The sequence below is a fragment of the Desulfobulbus propionicus DSM 2032 genome (assembly GCF_000186885.1).
GTDB classification, from domain to species: Bacteria; Desulfobacterota; Desulfobulbia; order Desulfobulbales; family Desulfobulbaceae; genus Desulfobulbus; species Desulfobulbus propionicus.
Genome location: NC_014972.1, coordinates 1,195,698 through 1,212,979 on the forward strand (window position 1 = coordinate 1,195,698; position 17,282 = coordinate 1,212,979).

A 17,282-nucleotide genomic window follows, 5' to 3' on the forward strand; every position below is an offset into this window, starting at 1 on the left:
GACGCTTCGAGGTACATGCTAGGCATGGCCGGAACGCGGCAGCTCAAGGCACAGCTGCAGTTTCTGACATCGCAGGGATTTTCCGTTCTTGATGTCCTGCCGGAAAAAAGCCTGGCGGAAAAGATTACCGCTCTGGTGCTCGACAGCGCCGCCGGCGGAATATCGCCGGTGGTTTCGGCGATATTCAACAAGCTCAGGCAGCAGATCGAATCGCTCGATTCGAGCACGACCAAGGTGGTGGTGTTCGGCGGCGGCACCGGACTGTCCAACATCATCGGCGGTGATTCCCGGCGGCTCGGGTGGGCGCGCGCGCCCTTCACCGGGTTGAAACAGGTGTTTCCCCTGGTCAGCTCGGTGGTTTGCGTCACCGACGACGGCGGCTCCACCGGCGAATTGCAAAAAGATGTTCCTCTGATAGCCTTGGGCGATCTCCGTCATGTGCTGATCGCCTCGATCCGGAGCGAAGCCCTCATCAAAGGATACGGACTCGATCCGGTCGGCGCCAGCCGCTGTGCCGCGGCCCTGCACGCTCTGTTCAACTACCGGTTCATTTCCCGGCCCGATTCGGCCGTGCAGCTGCTCCAGGATACGAACGCGGTCCTGGCCGACGTGCCGCAGCCGATGCTCGTGTATCTGAGGAAACTGACCTCGCTACTCTACACCGACGGGCGCCTGGCTCCCACCCTGCAACGGCCTCAGTGCCTGGGGAATCTTCTGCTGGCGGCGGCGATCTACAAGCAGCTTGATCCGGCACTGACCGCCACCCAGCTGCTGGCCTCGCATCAGGTGGTGCGCACCGCGACCATCCGTGGACTGGCCGAGCTGGCGGCCTGTCTGGGAGTCCGGCCCAATGCGGTCCTGCCCTGCACCACCACCCTGTCGCAGCTGCAGATGCTGTACGGCAACGGGGTGCTGGTCACGAGCGAGGATAAATCGGGCAAGGCGCGGCGCGGCTATCCGGTGGACCGGGTGCTGGTGGAGTTCAGTCGGCCGCCCTTTCTCCAACCCGAGGTGGTTCGGTTGGTGCAAGAGGCCGATATCATTCTCTTTGCTCCGGGAAGCCTGTACACCTCGATCATCCCTATTCTCCAGGTGCCCGGCCTGGCCGAGGCCATCCGCCGCAACCGTTCGGCCCTCAAGGTGCTGGTGGCCAACATCTGGGTGCAGAAGGGAGAGACCGATGTCGCCCGCGATGCGCCGGACCGCAAATTTTACGTCTCCGATCTGATCCGGGCCTATCATCGCAATATCCCCGGCGGTGTTCGCGACCTGTTTTCCCATGTGATCAGCCTCGACATGAGCGATATTCCCGGGTCCGTGCTGCAACGGTACGCCCTGGAAGACAAGGAGCCGATCTACATTGACCGCAACCGGGTCCGGTCGTTGGGATTCGGCTCCATCGAGGCCCGGGTGTTTTCCGAGGAGTTGCTGCGGCAGCGAGGGTCCATTCAGCACGATCCCGATGCCTTGGCCCGGGCGATCAAGGGACTGTGGGCCCTGCAGCAGGCCGGCTTCCTTGTTCCTCCGGCCGGCACGGAGGCTCTTCCCGCCGCTGACCTGGTTTTTCTTGGCGACCATCCGGTGCGGAGTGCGCCGTGCCTGCGCTACGACAGGATTCGCTCGCAACTGTATGCCCTCAGCACCGAGCTGATCCCGGCCGGTTCCCTGACCATGGTCAAGATGACCGAGATGGAACGCAAGTGGCTCCTGGACCGGGTGGTGGAAATCATCTGGCTCCATCCCGACATTCCTTTGGAACACTTACATTTTCTTCGGGGGATCACCCTGGTGGATCGGGGGGCCTGGAAACGCTGCCAAGAGTGGGACAACGTCTTTTCCTTTTACGATCCGCACGATCAGCGGATCAAGATTCGCCAGGACCAGGCGCAAAATCTCAACCGGTTCGAGATGGTCTTGCTCGTCGCCCTGGGGCAGTCGCTGCTGGGCAACTATGCGCAGGAAAAGCGCATGGACGACCTGATGGTGGACGGCGAGCCGGTGGGCCGGGTCTACCGGCTCAAGGTCAGGGAGCAAGAGCAGTTGAACAGCTTCCTGGAACCCGGCGACATCGACGCCTACTTGCGGCTTTCGCGGATGCACCGGATGCGGGGGGAGGAACGGCTGTATACCCGGGTGATCAACCCCGGTGAAGGTTTCACTCCGCCGGGGCTGTTTTTCGGCCTTTTTTATGCCTGGTACCTGGACAACCGTTTCGCGGCCAACATAGAATACAAGATGTCCATCATGCGCAATACCATTTCGGACCTTATCCCTGAACAGGTGCGGATCGTCGAACGTCGCCGGCGGACGATCGACTTTTTCCGCGAACGAATCTTCAGGCAACGATCTCCTCTTCTTTCCGGAAGAATGCCGTGACCAGTCCCGTGCTTGTTTTTCTGTGCGCATTGCTCGCCGTGTATGCCCTGGCCACGGTGGTCTATTACTTCGCAGTCCTGCGCCCCCGCCTGCGTCGACCCCGGGCCGCAGCGGCAATCTCCTCGGACGGCGTCGAGACGGCGGATCGGGCGGCGTTCGAGCGCGAGCAAACGCAGACCCTCGGCCCGGAAGTGGGCCGCGCCCTCGAAGAATGGCGCTATACCTTCGATGCCATTGTCGATCCCGTCCTCATTCTCAATACCGAGCTGCAGATCGTCAAGGCCAACAAAGCCGCCAGGCAACTGCTCTCGGTCAACGGTGCGGCCATCGAGGGCAAGACCTGCCATCGGCTGTTCGCCGGGTTGGACACCGTCTGCCCGCTGTGCCCGGCGCAGACCGTGCAGCACGAACGCAAACCGCACCGGCAGGAAATCACCCAGCGCTATCTCGGCCGGACCTTTGCCGTCTCCTGTTCTCCCCTGTTCCATGCGGACCGGATTGTCGGCTTTATTTATTCGGCCAAGGATATCAGCGTGCAGCGCAACCTGGAAAAACGTCTGGTGCATGCGCACAAGTTGGAATCCATCGCCACGCTTGCCGGTGGTATTGCTCATGATTTCAACAATATCCTCGGGGCCATCCTCGGCAATGCCGATCTGCTCCTGTATCGCCTGCCGGACAAGGAAGGAAGAGGCGAATCATCGATGGGGCCGCCCATCACCTACGAGGAGATCGGCGAGCATGTCCAGGCGATGCGCAGGGCCGGCAACCGGGCCAAGGATTTGGTCGCCCAGATCCTTGCCTTCAGCCGTCAGTCGACCAACCAGCGGCGCGGCCTGCTGATCGCTCCGGTGATCAAGGAATCCTGCCGCCTGTTGCGTGCCTCCCTGCCGGCAACCATTGAACTCAAGGTGGAAATCGCCGATACTGTGGGCATGATCTACGCCGATCCGGGACAGATGCAACAGGTGGTCATGCACCTGTGCACCAATGCCGCTCAGTCGCTGGAGAACAAGACGGGGACGATTGAAGTTTCTTTGCGGGAGATCGAAACCGGAAGGGCGGAACAGCTCCGCTACCACGATTTGATGCCGGGACGATATGTTGTCCTGACGGTCAGGGACACCGGCAAGGGCATGCCGCCGGAGATGCTGGAGCGGATCTTTGATCCTTTTTACACCACCCGCGAGGTGGGCGAGGGGTCGGGCATGGGGCTGGCCGTGCTTCATGGCATCATTGTTTCCCATGACGGGGTGATCGACGTCAAGTCAGAGGTGGGCAAGGGGTCGGTGTTTAGCGTCTTTTTCCCGCGGTTGCAGGACGTGGCGGGCGAGGAGGGAGAGCAGACAGTCGCCATGCCTCGCGGCACGGAAACCATCCTCTTTGTCGACGACGAGGAAGATATCGTCAGCATGCGCACCCGAATGCTTTCCTATCTGGGGTACCGCGTGCTGCCGGCAACCAGCCCGGAGCAGGCCCTGGGGTATTTCACCAGGGGCGAGGAACGTATCGATCTGTTGATCACCGATCATACCATGCCGAGGATGACCGGACTGCAGCTGGCGGCGGAAATCAATGCCCTGTATCCGGATTTGCCGATCATCCTCTGCTCGGGGTATAGTGAAGCGGTGACCCTGGAAGAAGCATTGGAGGCCGGGGTTCGCCGTTTCTTGGCCAAGCCGGTGGACATGCGGCTGCTGGCCCTGGCCATCCGGGAACTTCTGCCCAATCGTGACGGAGGGAAGCCATGAGAATTTTAGTCATTGACGATGACGAGCAGATGCGGATTTTGCTGCGTCAGGTGATGGAATGGGCGGGCTACGAGGTCACCGAGGCTGGGGATGGCCGCGAGGGCATGCACAAACAGCGCCGACAGCCGGCCAATTTGGTGATCACCGACCTAATCATGCCGGAGCAGGAGGGGCTGAAAACCATCACCTCGCTCAAGAAGGAGTTCCCGGAGGTCAAGATCATTGCCATCTCCGGCGGCGGTCGTATCGGGCCGGAGGCCTATCTGCCGGCGGCGCAGGAGCTGGGGGCGGACAGGGTGTTCAGCAAGCCCTTCGAAGTTCGGGAACTGGTCGATGCGGTCAAGGAGCTACTTGAACATGAATGAGATATACGCCCTTGTGGTCGACAACAGTCCGGTCATTCGCAGGATTCTTGGCTATGTGCTGGAAGCCGAGGGATGCACGGTGGAGACGGCCGAGGATGGTCTGGCCGCGCTGGATTGCATCGCCAGGCGGCGGCCCGACGTGCTCTTCACCGATCTGATCATGCCCAAGATCGATGGGGAGAAATTGTGTTACATCATCCGCAATACCCCGGAACTCAAGGATATCTTCCTGGTGGTCCTTTCAGGGGTGGCGCTCGAGGACAATACGGCCACCCTGCAAATAGGCGCGGATGTCTGCATCGCCAAGGGATCGGCGGCCGCGATGATGGTGCACATCAAGGCGGCGTTGCGACGGTTCCAGTGCAATCAGCGCGGTGCAAGCGGCAGCATCGAGGGGCTGGAAGGGTTGTATCCGCGCGAGGTCACCGCAGAACTGCTGGTCAGCAAAAAACATCGGGAGATCATTCTCGCCCGGATGACCGAGGGGGTAGTCGAACTCAACCACCAGGGGCGGATCGTCATGGCCAACGATGCGGCCCTCACCCTGTTCAACCTGCCCGAGGCGCGGGTTTTGGGCGCTTCATTGCTCCAACTGCTCCCTGAAACCGCTGGAGAACGGGTGCGTGGATGGAGGGAGCAAATCGTTTCTGCCGCTCAGTATGAACCGCTGCTGTTTACCTATGATGAACCGGTGCTGCTCGGTGACCGCCAAGTGACCTGCAATCTGGTGCCGGTGCCTGAAAACGATACCTTTTTCGTGATCGGCATTCTTCAGGATGTCACGGGCAGGAAAAAACTTGAGGTACGGCAGCGGCAACTGGAAAAGGAATTGCAACGTATCCGAAAACTGGATGCCATGTCCATGATGGCGAGCGGTATCGCCCATGATTTCAATAATCTGCTCACGATCATCAACGGTAACCTGGAGATGGCGCGCTACGTCAGCCGCGACGAGAATGTGAGCCAGTTGTTGGGCGAATCGGCCAAGGCGCTTAATCTCACCGCGCAGTTGATTCGCCAGTTCACCACCTTTTCCGACAATTACCTGCCGCAGAAATCCCAGGTTCAGTTGCGCAGGTTGATTGAGGAGGTGTTGGCCCGCGATCTGGCCCCCGTTGGGATTCGTTACCAGATCAGGGCCGACGAGGAGGAACTGGCCCTGACGCTGGATCCCGATCTCGTTCGTCAAGTTTTTGTCAATCTCGCCAAGAACGCGGTGGACGCCATGGGGACCAGCGGCCGCGTCGAGGTGTGCATCGAGCGGGTGGACGGCAGCGACGAAGCGGCCAGAACCGGCCAACCCGTACCGAGCGGCGAGTTGGCGCGGATCACTTTTCAGGACTCGGGCCCGGGTCTCGCGCCCTCGATCATCGATCAGGTCTTTGATCCCTACTTTTCCACCAAGCAGAAGGGGGCGCAAAAGGGGATGGGATTGGGGCTGACCATTGTCCATTCCATCGTCAAGAAACATGGCGGACTGGTCTGGCTCGAATCGCCCGACAGCGGTGGCTGCATCGTGTATCTCTATTTTCCGCTCCAGGAGGCGGCCATCACCGATCCCCGTCTGTGTGCGGGAAAAGGGTGCGGCAAGCGGATCCTGGTCATGGACGACGAGGAAATGATGCGGCTGATCAACAGGAAAATGTTCGAGCATTACGGCTGCAAGGTGAGCGTGGCCTCCAGTGGTGACGAGGCGGTCGCCCTGTTTCGCCAACAGCTGGCGACCGGTAGCCCTTTCGACCTGACCCTGCTCGACCTGCGCGTCCACAACGGCATGGGCGGATTGGAAACCGCGCGCCAGATCGTGGCGTTGTGTCCAGAAGCAGCCTTGGTGGCGGTCAGCGGCGACAGCGGCAGTGAGGTGATGCAACGCTACAGCGAGCATCATTTCGTGGCCGCCCTGGCCAAGCCTTTCTCGATCGATGCGGTCGAAGACCTGATCAACCGTTTGTTGTGAACGCCTGGTGGAGCGGTTCGCGCCCTTGTTCCCCGTTGCCCCTGGGTGTTGCCCGTCTTGTCCCTGTTGAGTGATCCATGTATCTTGCCCGTAAGAAGACCGGTTTTCGGCACGTTGGCTACATTCTGCGAGAATCCTACCAAAGCGGCGGGGTTTTCCTGTCCCGCGATCTGGCCGATTTGGGCCGGGATCCGGGCCGCTTGATCGTGTACAGCGGGGGATCGTCGTTTCACATCGACGAGGAGTTTGTCCGCCGGCTGCGCGAGCAGGGGGTGACCGCCCCCTACAGCGAGTTGGAGGCGTTGCTCTTTCCCTTTGTCGATCCCTACATCCAGCAGCGGCTGGAGCCCTTCCGCAACCGTGGCCAGTACCGGGCCTGGCGACCAGCGAGCGAGACCTTGCGCACCCGGGCGATGCGCGAGACCCAGCCCATGGACCGCAGGCGGCTGCATTACCTGCGCATGGGACGGACTTCGCCGGAAACCGTGGACAAGACCGCCGCCTTCTACACGGTCCTGCTCGACAAATCGCGCGACGAGATCGAGCAGTTGATCCATGACCGCGAGCAGGCCCTGCCGCCGCGCGAGTATCACAGCTATCTGTTCGCCATTTTTAATCTGCAGCGGTTTTTCAAGGAAAGCTATGCCCGGTCCATTCCCCAGGCCCTCGACCGCGACCGCCTGGACAGCCTGTTTATCGAGGAGATATGCCGAGTGGCCGGGGATGGCGAGTTCTGGCGGGGCTATCCGCGAACCGACCGGCTGCCCGACTGTTTGATCCGCTATCTGATCATGTATTTTGATGCCGCTCCCGATGAACCCCTTGCCTGGATGCGGTTCGCCCGCTCTTCGCGCACGCGCCGGTTCCATAGCGGCGGCCTGGCGACGGCCGACAAGATCTCGCGCACCCAGGCTTTTGCCCTGTTCGGCCTGAGCGGCGAACAGCTGGCTGGGATGCGCAAGAAGGATCTCACCCGCCTCTATCGGCAAAAGGCCCACGAACTGCATCCGGACAAGGGTGGCGACAGCGAGCAGTTCATCCGTCTGACCGCAGCCTACGAAGAGCTGCTGCCCTCCCTGCGCTCATGACCGTTACTCCCGGCGGCATTGAAACCGGCAGCGCTGTGCGTGGCGATCGCGAGGCAGACATCGGCATGCTGCTGCGGCTGCTCCGGCCCATTTTTCGTACCCATTGGCTGCGCTTGGCCGGCGGTTTTATCGCCCTCGTGACGGTCGATTTCCTCCAACTGATCATCCCCCGTTTTGTCAAGGCCGCAGTGGATGGCTTGTCGGCCGGCACCGCCGATACCGCCCGGCTGATCCAACTGAGCGTGTCCGTCTGCCTGGTGGCCCTGGTGGTGGCGGTACTTCGCTTTACCTGGCGCTATCTGATCATCGGTTTTTCCCGGATTTTGGAAAAAAAGCTGCGTGATCGGCTCTTTGATCATCTGCTGCGCATGGATCAGCCTTTTTTCGAACGTTGGACCATTGGCGATCTCATGGCCCATGCGAGCAACGATCTCGCCACGGTCCAGATGGCCTGCGGCATGGGACTGGTGGCCGCGGTGGACGCGCTGGTGATGTCGGCGGCCGCCTTGGGGTTCATGATGGCGATCAGCCTCAAGCTGACCCTGATCGCCCTCCTGCCGATGCCGGTGCTGATCGTCTGCACCCGCATTCTTTCCGGCCGTCTGCATCACCGCTTCAACCTGGTGCAGGAGCAGTTTTCCCTGCTGACCGAGTTTGCCCGCGCAACCCTGGTGTCGGTCCGCCTGATCAAGGCCTATACCCTGGAGCGCTTCCAGGAGGGCCGGTTCCAGCGTCTCGGCCAGGCCTATGTACGCAGCAACCTCAAGGTGGCCACCATCCAGGGGCTGCTCTTTCCCATCGCCACCCTGGTCGGCAATGTCGGCATGCTGCTCCTGCTCTATTACGGCGGAGCGTTGGTGATCGAGGGGGCGATCTCCATCGGTTCGTTTGTCGCCTTTGTCAGCTACCTCTACATGCTCATCTGGCCGATGATGGCGGTCGGTTGGGTGGCCAACCTCGCCCAGCGCGGCATTACCAGCATGCGACGTATCCACCGGCTGCTCACCCAGCAGCCGGTGGTCAGCACCAGGCCGACCGTGGCCCTGCCGCCGGCGGTCGTCACCGCCTACGCATGCCGGCGACTCAGCTTCACCTATGGCGAGGCCATTCGTCCAGCGCTTCGTGACCTCAACCTGGAGATCGGTCCTGGCCTGGTGGGCATGACCGGCCGCACCGGTTCGGGCAAATCGACCCTGTGCAAGCTGCTGCTGCGAATGTATCCGGTGGCCGACGGCATGTTGTATTTCCGGGGCGAGGATGTCAACCGCCTTGCCCAGGCCGACATCCGTGCCTGCATCGCCTATGTGGGCCAAGAACCGGTGGTCTTTGCCGACACCATCGCCGCCAATATTGCTTTTGGCCGGCCGGAGGCTTCCATGGCCGAGATCGAGGCTGCCGCCCGGGCCGCAGCCATTGACGAGGATATCCGCACCTTCGCCGACGGCTACCAGGCGGTCATCGGCGAGCGGGGCGTCAAGCTCTCCGGCGGCCAGCGGCAACGGCTGGCCCTGTCCCGGGCCCTGCTGTGCGACCGGCCGATGCTGATCATCGACGATGCCTTGTCGGCCATCGACGTCGAGACCGAGCAACAGGTCCTGCAGGGCATTCTTGCTGGCCTGGCCGGCAAATCGGTGCTGTTGATTTCCCACCGGATCAACGTGCTGCGCCACGCCGAGCGGATCGTGGTCCTTGACGAAGGACGGATCGTGGCCGAAGGGCGGCACGAGGACCTGCTCGCCACCCCCTTTTACCGCGTGATGGCGGACAAGCAACGAAACGATGCATAATTTCGGCTATTCGGAAGAGGGGCAGATCGGATCGGTCGGCGACGCACGGCTGTGGCGGCGCATTCTGGGCTACTGCCGGCAGCATGCGGCCGCGCTGACCGGGGCGGTGGCGCTCAGCCTGGTGATCACCGTGGCCACCTTGGGGATGCCGCGCCTGATGCAGCTGGGGATCGACCAATACATCGTGGTCGAGTCGCTGCCGGGCGCGGCGCGCATCGCCGGGCTGGGTCAGGTGGCCCTGTGGTACGGACTGCTGGTGGGCGTGGTCTTCCTTGCCACCTTTTTTCAGGTGGTGCTGCTCGAATGGATCGGTCAATCGATCATGCATCGGCTGCGTCAGGATTTGTTCAGCCACCTGCTGACCCTTGATCTCGGCTATTTCCACAACCAGCCCGCCGGCCGGCTGGTGACCCGGCTGACCAACGACATCCAGAACATGCACGAGATGTTCACCTCGGTGATGGTCACTCTGTTCAACGACGGTCTCAAGCTGGCGGGTATCTTCTGGTTTCTGGCGATGATGAACGGCCGGCTCGCCCTGGTGATGTCGATCTTCATTCCGCTGGCCACGGTGATCACCCTGGTTTTTTCCCGATTCGCCCGCGAGCAGTTCCGCGCCATCCGTTCGCAGTTGGCCAAGATCAACAGTTTCCTCGCCGAATCCCTGGCAGGAGTGGCCGTGATCCAGGCCTTTGGCGGCCAGGAGCGGAGCAGCCGCGCCCACGGCGGCCTGACCGGGGAATACCTGCAGCGCTCCTTCGATCAGATCAAGCTGTTCGGCACCTTCATGCCGCTGACCGAACTGATGAGCTCGGCGGCCATTGCCCTGATCATCTGGTACGGCGGCGGCGAGGTCATCCGCCGCACGCTGACCATCGGCGAACTGGCCGCCTTCATCTCCTATATGCGGCTGTTTTTTCAGCCGCTGCGCGAGCTTTCCCAAAAATATTCAATTGTCCAGTCGGCCATGGCCTCGGCCGAACGGATCTTCCAGACCCTGGACACCCGCTCGGCCATGCGGGCGCTGCCGACAATCCTGCCGAGCGAAACGGCGGCGTCGGCCGGGGCCATCGAGTTCCGCGGCGTCCAGTTCGCCTACCAACCGGGCCAGCCGATTCTGCGTGACATCAACCTGCGCATCGCTCCGGGAGAGACCATCGCCCTGGTCGGGTCCACCGGTGCCGGCAAATCGACCTTGATTTCCCTTTTGGTGCGGTTTTACGATCCAACCCAGGGCGTGGTGCTGGTAGACGGGGTCGATGTTCGCAGCCTGCCTCTGGAGACCCTGCGACAACGGATCGGCATCATCATGCAGGATATCTTCATCCTGCCCGACACGGTGCGGGCCAACATCATCCTCGATCAGCAGACAGATGAGCGACGCCTAGCCGATATCCTCGGCCGCACCGGTCTGGACGGCTTTATCGGCCGCCTGCCCCAGGGGCTTGAGACCCGTATCGGCGAGGGTGCGCTCAATCTCAGTTTGGGCGAAAAGCAGCTTTTGTCCTTTGTCCGCGCCCTCTACCGCGACCCCTCCATTCTCGTGCTCGACGAGGCTACCGCCTCCATCGACACCGAGTCGGAAAACCTGCTCGAGCAGGCCATTGCCGCCGGCTTCCACGGCCGGACTTCATTGGTGATCGCCCACCGCCTGTCCACCATCCGTCGGGTCGACCGGATCCTGGTCATGGAGCAGGGGCGGATTGTCGAGCAGGGCAGCCACGAGGAATTGATGGGCCGGGAGAGTCTCTACCGCGATCTGGTACGGCTCGATGGTCAGGCGTAGAACGTGTGAGGAGGCAATTTGGTTCTGGCAATACGGTGTGCTACGGCTTTGGGCTGTAGGCTGTGTTGCGGTAGAAGGGGATGGTGCGTTCGAGCATTTTCTGTAGTTCGCCGTTTTTTTCGATCTGGGCCAGGTACGCGTTGGCCGCGTCGCGCAGGGCGGTGTCGTTGGGGCGGACCGCCCAAGCCAGCGGTTCACGGGTGAGGGGCGTTCCCCCCGGGGTCAGCCCCTTGTCGACGTAAAGGGAGGCGTAATAGAAATTGGTGGCCATGTCGAAGACAAAGACGTCGATGGTGTCGGCCACCAGGGCCTGTACCCCTTCGGCCGCCGTGGGGAAGCGGCTGATCGTGCCCTTGGGTTTGAGCATCTTGAGCAGGTTGTCGCCGGAACTTTCGCCCACCACCCCGAGGCGGACGGATTGTTCGGTCAGGCCTCGGGTCCCCTTGCCAAGTTTCTTGTGATCATCCAGATGGACGAGCGCCACTTGGCCCGAGATCAGATAGGGGTTGGCGGTGGCCAGTTTCCGGGCATGGGCCTCGGCCACGGTCATCCCGGTCATGAGAATGTCCACCTTCTTGTCCAGCAGCGCCTCGGCCAGGTCCTGCCGCGGTATCTCCACCAGTTCCAGGTTTCTTTGCATCGAGGCCGCCAGACCGGCGGCAAACTTCACCTCCAGACCAATGGCGACGTCGCCCTGTTCATAGGCCAGCGGCGGCGCATCCAGGGCGATGCCGACCCGGAGGGGGGCAGGTTCCATCAGCCTGTGGAACAATCCCTTGGTCTGGGAACCGTGATGGCAGCCGCCGAGCATGGCGGCGGCGAGGAGGGCGAGCAGGAGGCGGGACAATCGGGTCATGGCGTTGTTCTCTTCTGAAGGCGGACGGCGCGACGTTTGTTGGGCGGACACGGAAAAGGGGTGGCGAGGTATCCGTTCAGCGGGCCGGCACGCCCTTGATCACCCGGCCGGTGGAGATAAACGAAATGCCCTGCTGCATCTTGGTGCCGATCATTACCGATTCGATGATCGGCTCGACGACGGCGGCCTTCGCCTCCCACTCGACCAGGAATTTGGCGCCCGAGCCGCCTTTGGATTCCGATTCCGGGACAATGAACCGGGTGGAACCCAGAGGCTCGATGGTCATGGGTTGCTCCAGATACTGCTGCAGGAGCACCCCCTTGGAATCGTAGTAGCTAACGCTTTTCAGGGTGAATGGTTTGTCCGGATCAGTGTTGCGCACGCTGAGGGTGGCGGTCAGCAGGAAGGGCGTGTCGCGGTAGCGGTCCTCGGCGTAGATGTGCGAATAGATCGGCACATAGACTGTCTGGCCGAGCCATTTGGACAGGGTTTCGCCGGCGACAGGGCGGGTGCACAGGAACAGGGCGCAGAACAGCAGGACAATGCGTTCGATTTTCATGGGCGTATCGGCGGTACGGGTTGTGAACGGTGGGCGGAGAGCAGGGCGGCCGCCACTTCGCGGCTCAGGTCGGCGACGGCCTGCGAGCCGCTGTCAACATAGCCGGAATACTCCGGTTTGTCGATGGGGCGCGTCTGGCGGAATGTCTTTCGCGCCACAATGGTTTTGCGTACGCTGTCGCTCAGGGTGTAGACGGCGGTGGTGATGAACTGGCGGCCGTTGCCGCTGAATTCATTGATGTCGACTTCCAGCTGGTAGCGGATGACGCCGTAGCGTGGGCCGGGGTAGGCGGCGACCTGGTCGGTGGCCAGCAGGTCCTTGAGGTCGGCGACCATCTGCTGGCTGATCTGCTGATCCAGCGGACCGGCCCAGAGGTGGTTGGCCGAGGCGCGGGCCTCGCCGGAGGTGCGCTGGGTGAGCAGCCCGCGGCCCTGGAGATGCGGCGCCAGCTGTATCGGCATGAGCAGGATCAACTCCTTGGAGGTGGTAAAATCATGCCCCAGGGGGGGCTGCCGGACCGGCTGCAAGGCATAGAGGATATTGTTGGTCGTGGGTTTGAGGCAACCACCGAGCAGCAAGGCGCAGACCAGCAGCCATCCCAGGGAACGTCCGACGTTGTTGGCAGTATTCATGGAGAGTCCTCGCCCTGGCCGAAGAGCAGCGCATTGGGGTTCTGCTGCAGGTAGTCGGTCAGCTGTCTGATGGAGGCGGCGGCCCGTTCGATCTCCCGCAGCGAGGCGCCGGCCTGGTAGGAGAGCAGGGAATCCTTTGCCGTCAGTTGTTCGATGTTGTTGAGCGTCTTGGTCAGCGAAGCGGCGGTGGCGTTGAGTCCGCTCAGCAGGTGTTTGAATTCGGTGCTCATCCCCGGCAGTTGTTTGTCGGCGGTGTGCAGAAAACGATCGGCGGTGGCCGAAAGAGCCGCAAAATTGGTCAATCCCTTTTTCAGTTCGGCGGCCAGCGCCGGGAACTCGCTGTCAGCCCGGCCCAAAAGAGTGTTGACCCGATCCATGGTGGTGTCCAGGGCTGCCAGGGCGTTGCGGGTTTCTTTGGAGTTGATGATCGAGTTGATGCCGTCAAGGGCGGTGGCGGTTTTGTGAAGAATCTCGCTCAGCGGCATGGTTTCCAGGGTCTGGGTGATCTGTTCAAGCCCGGAAACCTGGGTGGGAATCTCGAAGAGGTCGGTGTCCTTGCCGCGCAGCTGGGCCTTGGTTCCGGGATAAAAGGCCAGATCGATGTAGAGCTTGCCGGTCAACAGGCTGGTGATTTTCAGCTGGGCGCGCATCCCCTGGTCGATCAGCTCGGTGAGCATGGCACGGATAGTGTCCGGATGCCAATTTTCGGACCGGTTGTTGGTTAGATCCGGGGTCTGCTGGATGTCAATGTAGACCGGAATGATGTAGTTGTTCTTTTGCGCGTCGAAACTGATCCGCACCGCGCTGACCCGACCGATGGTCACTCCGCGGAAGGTCACCGGCGCGCCGATGTCGAGCCCGTAGAGCGAGCCGGTGAAATAGGCGACACAGCGGAAGCGGTCGTCCTTGAACTTGATGTTGCCCAGGATGACGATCGCGGCGATGGTCAGGCCGATGGCGGTGAGGACAAAGGCGCCGACCAGGGTCGGGTTGGCTTTCTTGCTCAAACTGTTCGAACCTCCCGTTTTCCGGTTCCCCGGGTGAGAAATTTGAGCACCGTCGGGTCGGTGCATTCCTGCAGGAGCCTCTTGGGATCGCCGGTGGCCAGCATGGTCTTGGCCTCGCTGTCGAGATAGACCGAGTTGGTGGCGATGGCGTAGATCGAGGCCAGTTCATGGGTGACGATGATTACCGTGGCGCCGAGGCTCTCGCGCAGTTCGAGGATCAGCTCGTCGAGATTGCGGGCGCTGATCGGGTCGAGCCCGGCCGAGGGTTCATCGAAAAAAAGAAAATCTGGGTCCAGGGCAATGGCCCGTGCCAAGGCCGCCCGTTTGCGCATGCCGCCGGACAACTGGGCGGGATAGAATTCCTCGAACCCCGCCAGCCCGACCAAGGACAGCTTGAACGACACCAGCTCGGCAATCACCGCGGGCGGCAAATCGGTATAATGCTGCAACGGTAGGGCCACGTTTTCCGCCAGGGTCATCGAGCTCCACAGGGCACCGGACTGGTAGAGGACACCGGCCCTTCGGACGATCGTCGCCCGGTCCTCCTCTTCTAGTTCCCAGAAATTATCGCGACCGTACCAGACCGCTCCACTGGCCGGCGGTTTGAGGCCGATCATGTGGCGCAGCAGGGTCGATTTGCCGCAGCCCGACCCACCCATGATCACGAAGATGTCCCCCCGGGCGATGGTGAAGGTGAGGTCGCGCTGGAGGACGAAACTGCCATAGGCCATGGTCAGATTTTGGACGGTGATAGCGGCAACGGACTCGGTCATCGCCGAGGCCTCAGCGGTAGAGGAGGAAGGTGATGATCGAGTCGGAAACCACGATCAGGACAATCGAGGTGACCACGGCCGAGGTGGTGGCCTCGCCGACCGCGAGCGCGCTCCGTCCGCACTGCATGCCGCGCAGGCAGCCGGCATAGCCGATCAGGACCCCGAAAATCGACGCCTTGAGAATACCTTGGCCGCACTGGCCGAGGCGCAAGGTTTTGCGGGTCTGTTCGAGATATTCGATCAGCGACAGATCAAGCATGGTGACGCCGATCACCGAACCGCCCAGAATGCCCATGATGTCGGCGTAGACGCACAGCAGGGGCAGCATTAGCATCAGGGCCAGCATCCGCGGCAGGACGAGAAAACCCACCGGCGAGATGCCCATGGTACGCAGGGCGTCGATTTCCTCGTTGACCTGCATGGTGCCCAACTGCGCCGCGTAGGCCGCGCCGATTCGGCCGGCGATGATCACCCCGCTCATCAGCGCGCCCATCTCCAGCACCATGCCCAAGCCGACCAGGTTGGCCACATAGATCTGGGCGCCGAACATCTGGAGCTGCACCGCGCCAACGAAGGACAGAATCACGCCTACCAGCACCGCGATCAGGCTGACGATCGGCAGCGACTCCACGCCGCAGCTCTGGATGAAGTAGAAGAAATCGCGCCATTTGAAGGGTTTTTTGCCTGCGGCCAGCGCCATGCAGGCGAGGATGATTTCACCGGTGAAGGCGGCCGCCTCCCGCGCCTGTCCGGAAAGGGCGAGCGTCAGGCGGCCGATACGGGTAACCAGCAATTCGCGGACGTTCTTGCCATAAGTGACCTTTTCCGGAACAGCCTCGGACAGGGCCAGCAGCCGCCGCACCCCGGGCGGCAAGCCTTCCAGGTCGACCGCGATGCCGCCATTGCGGGCCGCTGCCGTGGTCGCCTTGAGGAAGACCAGCAGCCTGGTGTCCCATTCGGCAAGGTCGGTGGAAAGAAAGGCGAGCGTGCGAATGGAGGAGTCGAGCGCTCCCACCAGCTCCGTCGGCGGCGGCGGATCGGTGCGCAGGGTCCAGGCTCCTTGCAGGTGAACCGTCAACCTGCTTGGCTGACTGCGGTCAAGGGAAAAACAGGGTCGCTGATGCACGGTGTTCGATCTGGTTGGTTGGGCGTTGCCCGGACGGCGGATTTCGGTCTATCGGCCGATGGGCTGGGCGTTTCGTCCCGGTTTGGGCAGAAGCTGGCGCAGTGGATCAGCCTGCGCATTGGTCCATCGCTGGTTGATGAGCACGTCGAACAGCTGGACCGGCTTGCCGTAATACTGCCGGTTCCAGTCATCCAGGGGAGAGATGGCCGCTCCTTCGAGACTGACACCGCCATAGATGCCCTGCGAGCGACCAAAGGCAAGGATGTCGGCGGTTTGCGCCTTGGCCGACGCGCCCATGGGTCCCGCGGCCACGGCCACATCGGCGCCGATTTTGTAGTCGGTGGACAGCATGGCGTTCAGCCCTCGGTCGGTCATGATCAACAGGATGATTTCCGAGGCATCGGCGCCGACCTGAAATCCCAGGGAAACCGAACCCATGCTGTAAAAAGCCGGATAGCTCCATTTGCCGCTACCCGAATCCTGGGCGAGCAGCACGCCGCGACCGCCCGAGCCGCCGATGATGAAACCGCCGCGCAGCATCTGGGGAACGATGAAGATACCCCGTGCCTGGTCGACATTGCGCTGGAACCATTCCATGTTGGGATCGGCCATGAAGCCTTTGTAGACCGAGGCGGCGCGACCAACCAGATCCGCGGGTTCCCCGTAATAGTCGGCGGAGGCGGATGAGGCCGGGAGGATCGAAGCGTAGAGCGCAAAGAGCAGGACAACGGCCAAGCGATGGAAGGACATGGGGAAACCTCCTCGGAGTCGAACGGGTGATGGGTTTCTTCCTGTCGGAATCATTGATGATATGGTATAGGCTGTCTTTGCACAAGAAAAAAGTGCCAAAACCCGCCGCGTCGGCACAAGGAGAAACACAGTATTCAAGGAGGAGCGCGAGAGGGGAAAGGGGCAGGCCGCGCACCGGAACAACGCGAGCGGCCTGCGGGCCTGGGGATCAGTCGACGGCGTAGAAGTATTCTTTTTCCGCTCCGCATTTGGGACAGACCCAGTCGTCGGGCAGGTCGGCAAAGGCGGTTCCCGGAGCCACGCCGTGCTCGAAATCACCTTCGGCGGGATCGTACACATATCCACAGGGACATTCCATTTTCTGCATGTTTTCTTCTCCTGGTGCATGGGGTTGATGGATGTCTTCGCGCTTGGCTGCTCCCGCAAAGGGGGTGTCGAGCCGTAGCCATTTCATCGTCAAGACACCCTA

Annotated in this window: 15 protein-coding genes; 7 read left to right on the forward strand and 8 right to left on the reverse strand. The window is 61.8% G+C overall.

All coding sequences use genetic code 11. From position 1 onward, the window contains the following. Positions 1-24: 24 nt before the first annotated feature. The 7 genes from DESPR_RS05290 (at position 25) to DESPR_RS05320 (ending at position 11,110) form a co-directional block, all read left to right on the forward strand. Positions 25-2,376, forward strand: a complete 2,352-nt coding sequence (locus DESPR_RS05290) for a gluconeogenesis factor YvcK family protein (RefSeq protein WP_015723782.1) — start codon at positions 25-27, stop codon at positions 2,374-2,376. Continuing rightward, positions 2,373-4,127, forward strand: coding sequence for a hybrid sensor histidine kinase/response regulator (locus DESPR_RS05295; RefSeq protein WP_015723783.1), 1,755 nt, complete (start codon positions 2,373-2,375; stop codon positions 4,125-4,127). Before DESPR_RS05290 ends, DESPR_RS05295 begins: the two co-directional genes overlap by 4 nt. Beyond that, the gene (locus DESPR_RS05300) at positions 4,124-4,492 is read left to right on the forward strand and encodes a response regulator (RefSeq protein ID WP_015723784.1); all 369 of its coding nucleotides are present in this window, start codon (positions 4,124-4,126) and stop codon (positions 4,490-4,492) included. Before DESPR_RS05295 ends, DESPR_RS05300 begins: the two co-directional genes overlap by 4 nt. Beyond that, positions 4,485-6,449: an ATP-binding response regulator gene (locus DESPR_RS05305; RefSeq protein ID WP_015723785.1), complete on the forward strand. Its 1,965-nt coding sequence runs from the start codon at positions 4,485-4,487 to the stop codon at positions 6,447-6,449. Before DESPR_RS05300 ends, DESPR_RS05305 begins: the two co-directional genes overlap by 8 nt. A gap of 77 nt (positions 6,450-6,526) precedes the next feature. Continuing rightward, positions 6,527-7,537, forward strand: coding sequence for a molecular chaperone DnaJ (locus DESPR_RS05310; protein ID WP_015723786.1), 1,011 nt, complete (start codon positions 6,527-6,529; stop codon positions 7,535-7,537). Next, the gene (locus DESPR_RS05315) at positions 7,534-9,324 is read left to right on the forward strand and encodes an ABC transporter ATP-binding protein (RefSeq protein ID WP_015723787.1); all 1,791 of its coding nucleotides are present in this window, start codon (positions 7,534-7,536) and stop codon (positions 9,322-9,324) included. Before DESPR_RS05310 ends, DESPR_RS05315 begins: the two co-directional genes overlap by 4 nt. Then, positions 9,317-11,110, forward strand: coding sequence for an ABC transporter ATP-binding protein (locus DESPR_RS05320; protein WP_015723788.1), 1,794 nt, complete (start codon positions 9,317-9,319; stop codon positions 11,108-11,110). The genes DESPR_RS05315 and DESPR_RS05320 overlap by 8 nt, the downstream gene beginning before the upstream one ends. Before the next feature lie 40 nt (positions 11,111-11,150). Here DESPR_RS05320 and DESPR_RS05325 read toward each other — a convergent pair whose 3' ends face one another. The 8 genes from DESPR_RS05325 to DESPR_RS05360 form a co-directional block, all read right to left on the reverse strand. Then, entirely contained in the window at positions 11,151-11,966 is an 816-nt protein-coding gene (locus DESPR_RS05325; RefSeq protein WP_015723789.1) for a substrate-binding periplasmic protein, read from the reverse strand. A 76-nt stretch (positions 11,967-12,042) separates the two neighbouring features. Beyond that, a complete protein-coding gene (locus tag DESPR_RS05330) occupies positions 12,043-12,525 on the reverse strand; it encodes a DUF3124 domain-containing protein (protein ID WP_015723790.1) in 483 nt (160 codons plus the stop codon). Beyond that, positions 12,522-13,157, reverse strand: coding sequence for a PqiC family protein (locus tag DESPR_RS05335; protein WP_015723791.1), 636 nt, complete (start codon positions 13,155-13,157; stop codon positions 12,522-12,524). Before DESPR_RS05335 ends, DESPR_RS05330 begins: the two co-directional genes overlap by 4 nt. Next, positions 13,154-14,164 carry an MlaD family protein gene (locus DESPR_RS05340; RefSeq protein WP_015723792.1) on the reverse strand — a complete coding sequence of 337 codons (1,011 nt, stop codon included), beginning with the start codon at positions 14,162-14,164 and terminating at the stop codon, positions 13,154-13,156. Before DESPR_RS05340 ends, DESPR_RS05335 begins: the two co-directional genes overlap by 4 nt. Continuing rightward, on the reverse strand, positions 14,161-14,937 hold the full coding sequence (locus DESPR_RS05345) for an ABC transporter ATP-binding protein (protein WP_015723793.1): 777 nt from the start codon (positions 14,935-14,937) through the stop codon (positions 14,161-14,163). Before DESPR_RS05345 ends, DESPR_RS05340 begins: the two co-directional genes overlap by 4 nt. 10 nt (positions 14,938-14,947) lie before the next feature. Beyond that, on the reverse strand, positions 14,948-16,063 hold the full coding sequence (locus tag DESPR_RS05350) for an MlaE family ABC transporter permease (protein ID WP_015723794.1): 1,116 nt from the start codon (positions 16,061-16,063) through the stop codon (positions 14,948-14,950). 48 nt (positions 16,064-16,111) lie between these two features. Then, positions 16,112-16,813, reverse strand: coding sequence for a lipid-binding SYLF domain-containing protein (locus DESPR_RS05355; RefSeq protein WP_015723795.1), 702 nt, complete (start codon positions 16,811-16,813; stop codon positions 16,112-16,114). 208 nt (positions 16,814-17,021) lie between these two features. Beyond that, complete coding sequence (locus tag DESPR_RS05360) at positions 17,022-17,180, reverse strand: rubredoxin (protein ID WP_015723796.1); 159 nt, start codon at positions 17,178-17,180, stop codon at positions 17,022-17,024. Between the last annotated feature and the right edge of the window lie 102 nt (positions 17,181-17,282).

Coding starts and splice junctions, on each gene's coding strand:
- DESPR_RS05290 (WP_015723782.1), top strand. CDS start 25: ATGGCCGGAACGCGGCAGCTCAAGGCACAGCTGCAGTTTCTGACATCG.
- DESPR_RS05300 (WP_015723784.1), top strand. CDS start 4,124: ATGAGAATTTTAGTCATTGACGATGACGAGCAGATGCGGATTTTGCTG.
- DESPR_RS05305 (WP_015723785.1), top strand. CDS start 4,485: ATGAATGAGATATACGCCCTTGTGGTCGACAACAGTCCGGTCATTCGC.
- DESPR_RS05310 (WP_015723786.1), top strand. CDS start 6,527: ATGTATCTTGCCCGTAAGAAGACCGGTTTTCGGCACGTTGGCTACATT.
- DESPR_RS05315 (WP_015723787.1), top strand. CDS start 7,534: ATGACCGTTACTCCCGGCGGCATTGAAACCGGCAGCGCTGTGCGTGGC.
- DESPR_RS05320 (WP_015723788.1), top strand. CDS start 9,317: ATGCATAATTTCGGCTATTCGGAAGAGGGGCAGATCGGATCGGTCGGC.
- DESPR_RS05325 (WP_015723789.1), bottom strand. CDS start 11,966: ATGACCCGATTGTCCCGCCTCCTGCTCGCCCTCCTCGCCGCCGCCATG.
- DESPR_RS05330 (WP_015723790.1), bottom strand. CDS start 12,525: ATGAAAATCGAACGCATTGTCCTGCTGTTCTGCGCCCTGTTCCTGTGC.
- DESPR_RS05335 (WP_015723791.1), bottom strand. CDS start 13,157: ATGAATACTGCCAACAACGTCGGACGTTCCCTGGGATGGCTGCTGGTC.
- DESPR_RS05345 (WP_015723793.1), bottom strand. CDS start 14,937: ATGACCGAGTCCGTTGCCGCTATCACCGTCCAAAATCTGACCATGGCC.
- DESPR_RS05355 (WP_015723795.1), bottom strand. CDS start 16,813: ATGTCCTTCCATCGCTTGGCCGTTGTCCTGCTCTTTGCGCTCTACGCT.
- DESPR_RS05360 (WP_015723796.1), bottom strand. CDS start 17,180: ATGCAGAAAATGGAATGTCCCTGTGGATATGTGTACGATCCCGCCGAA.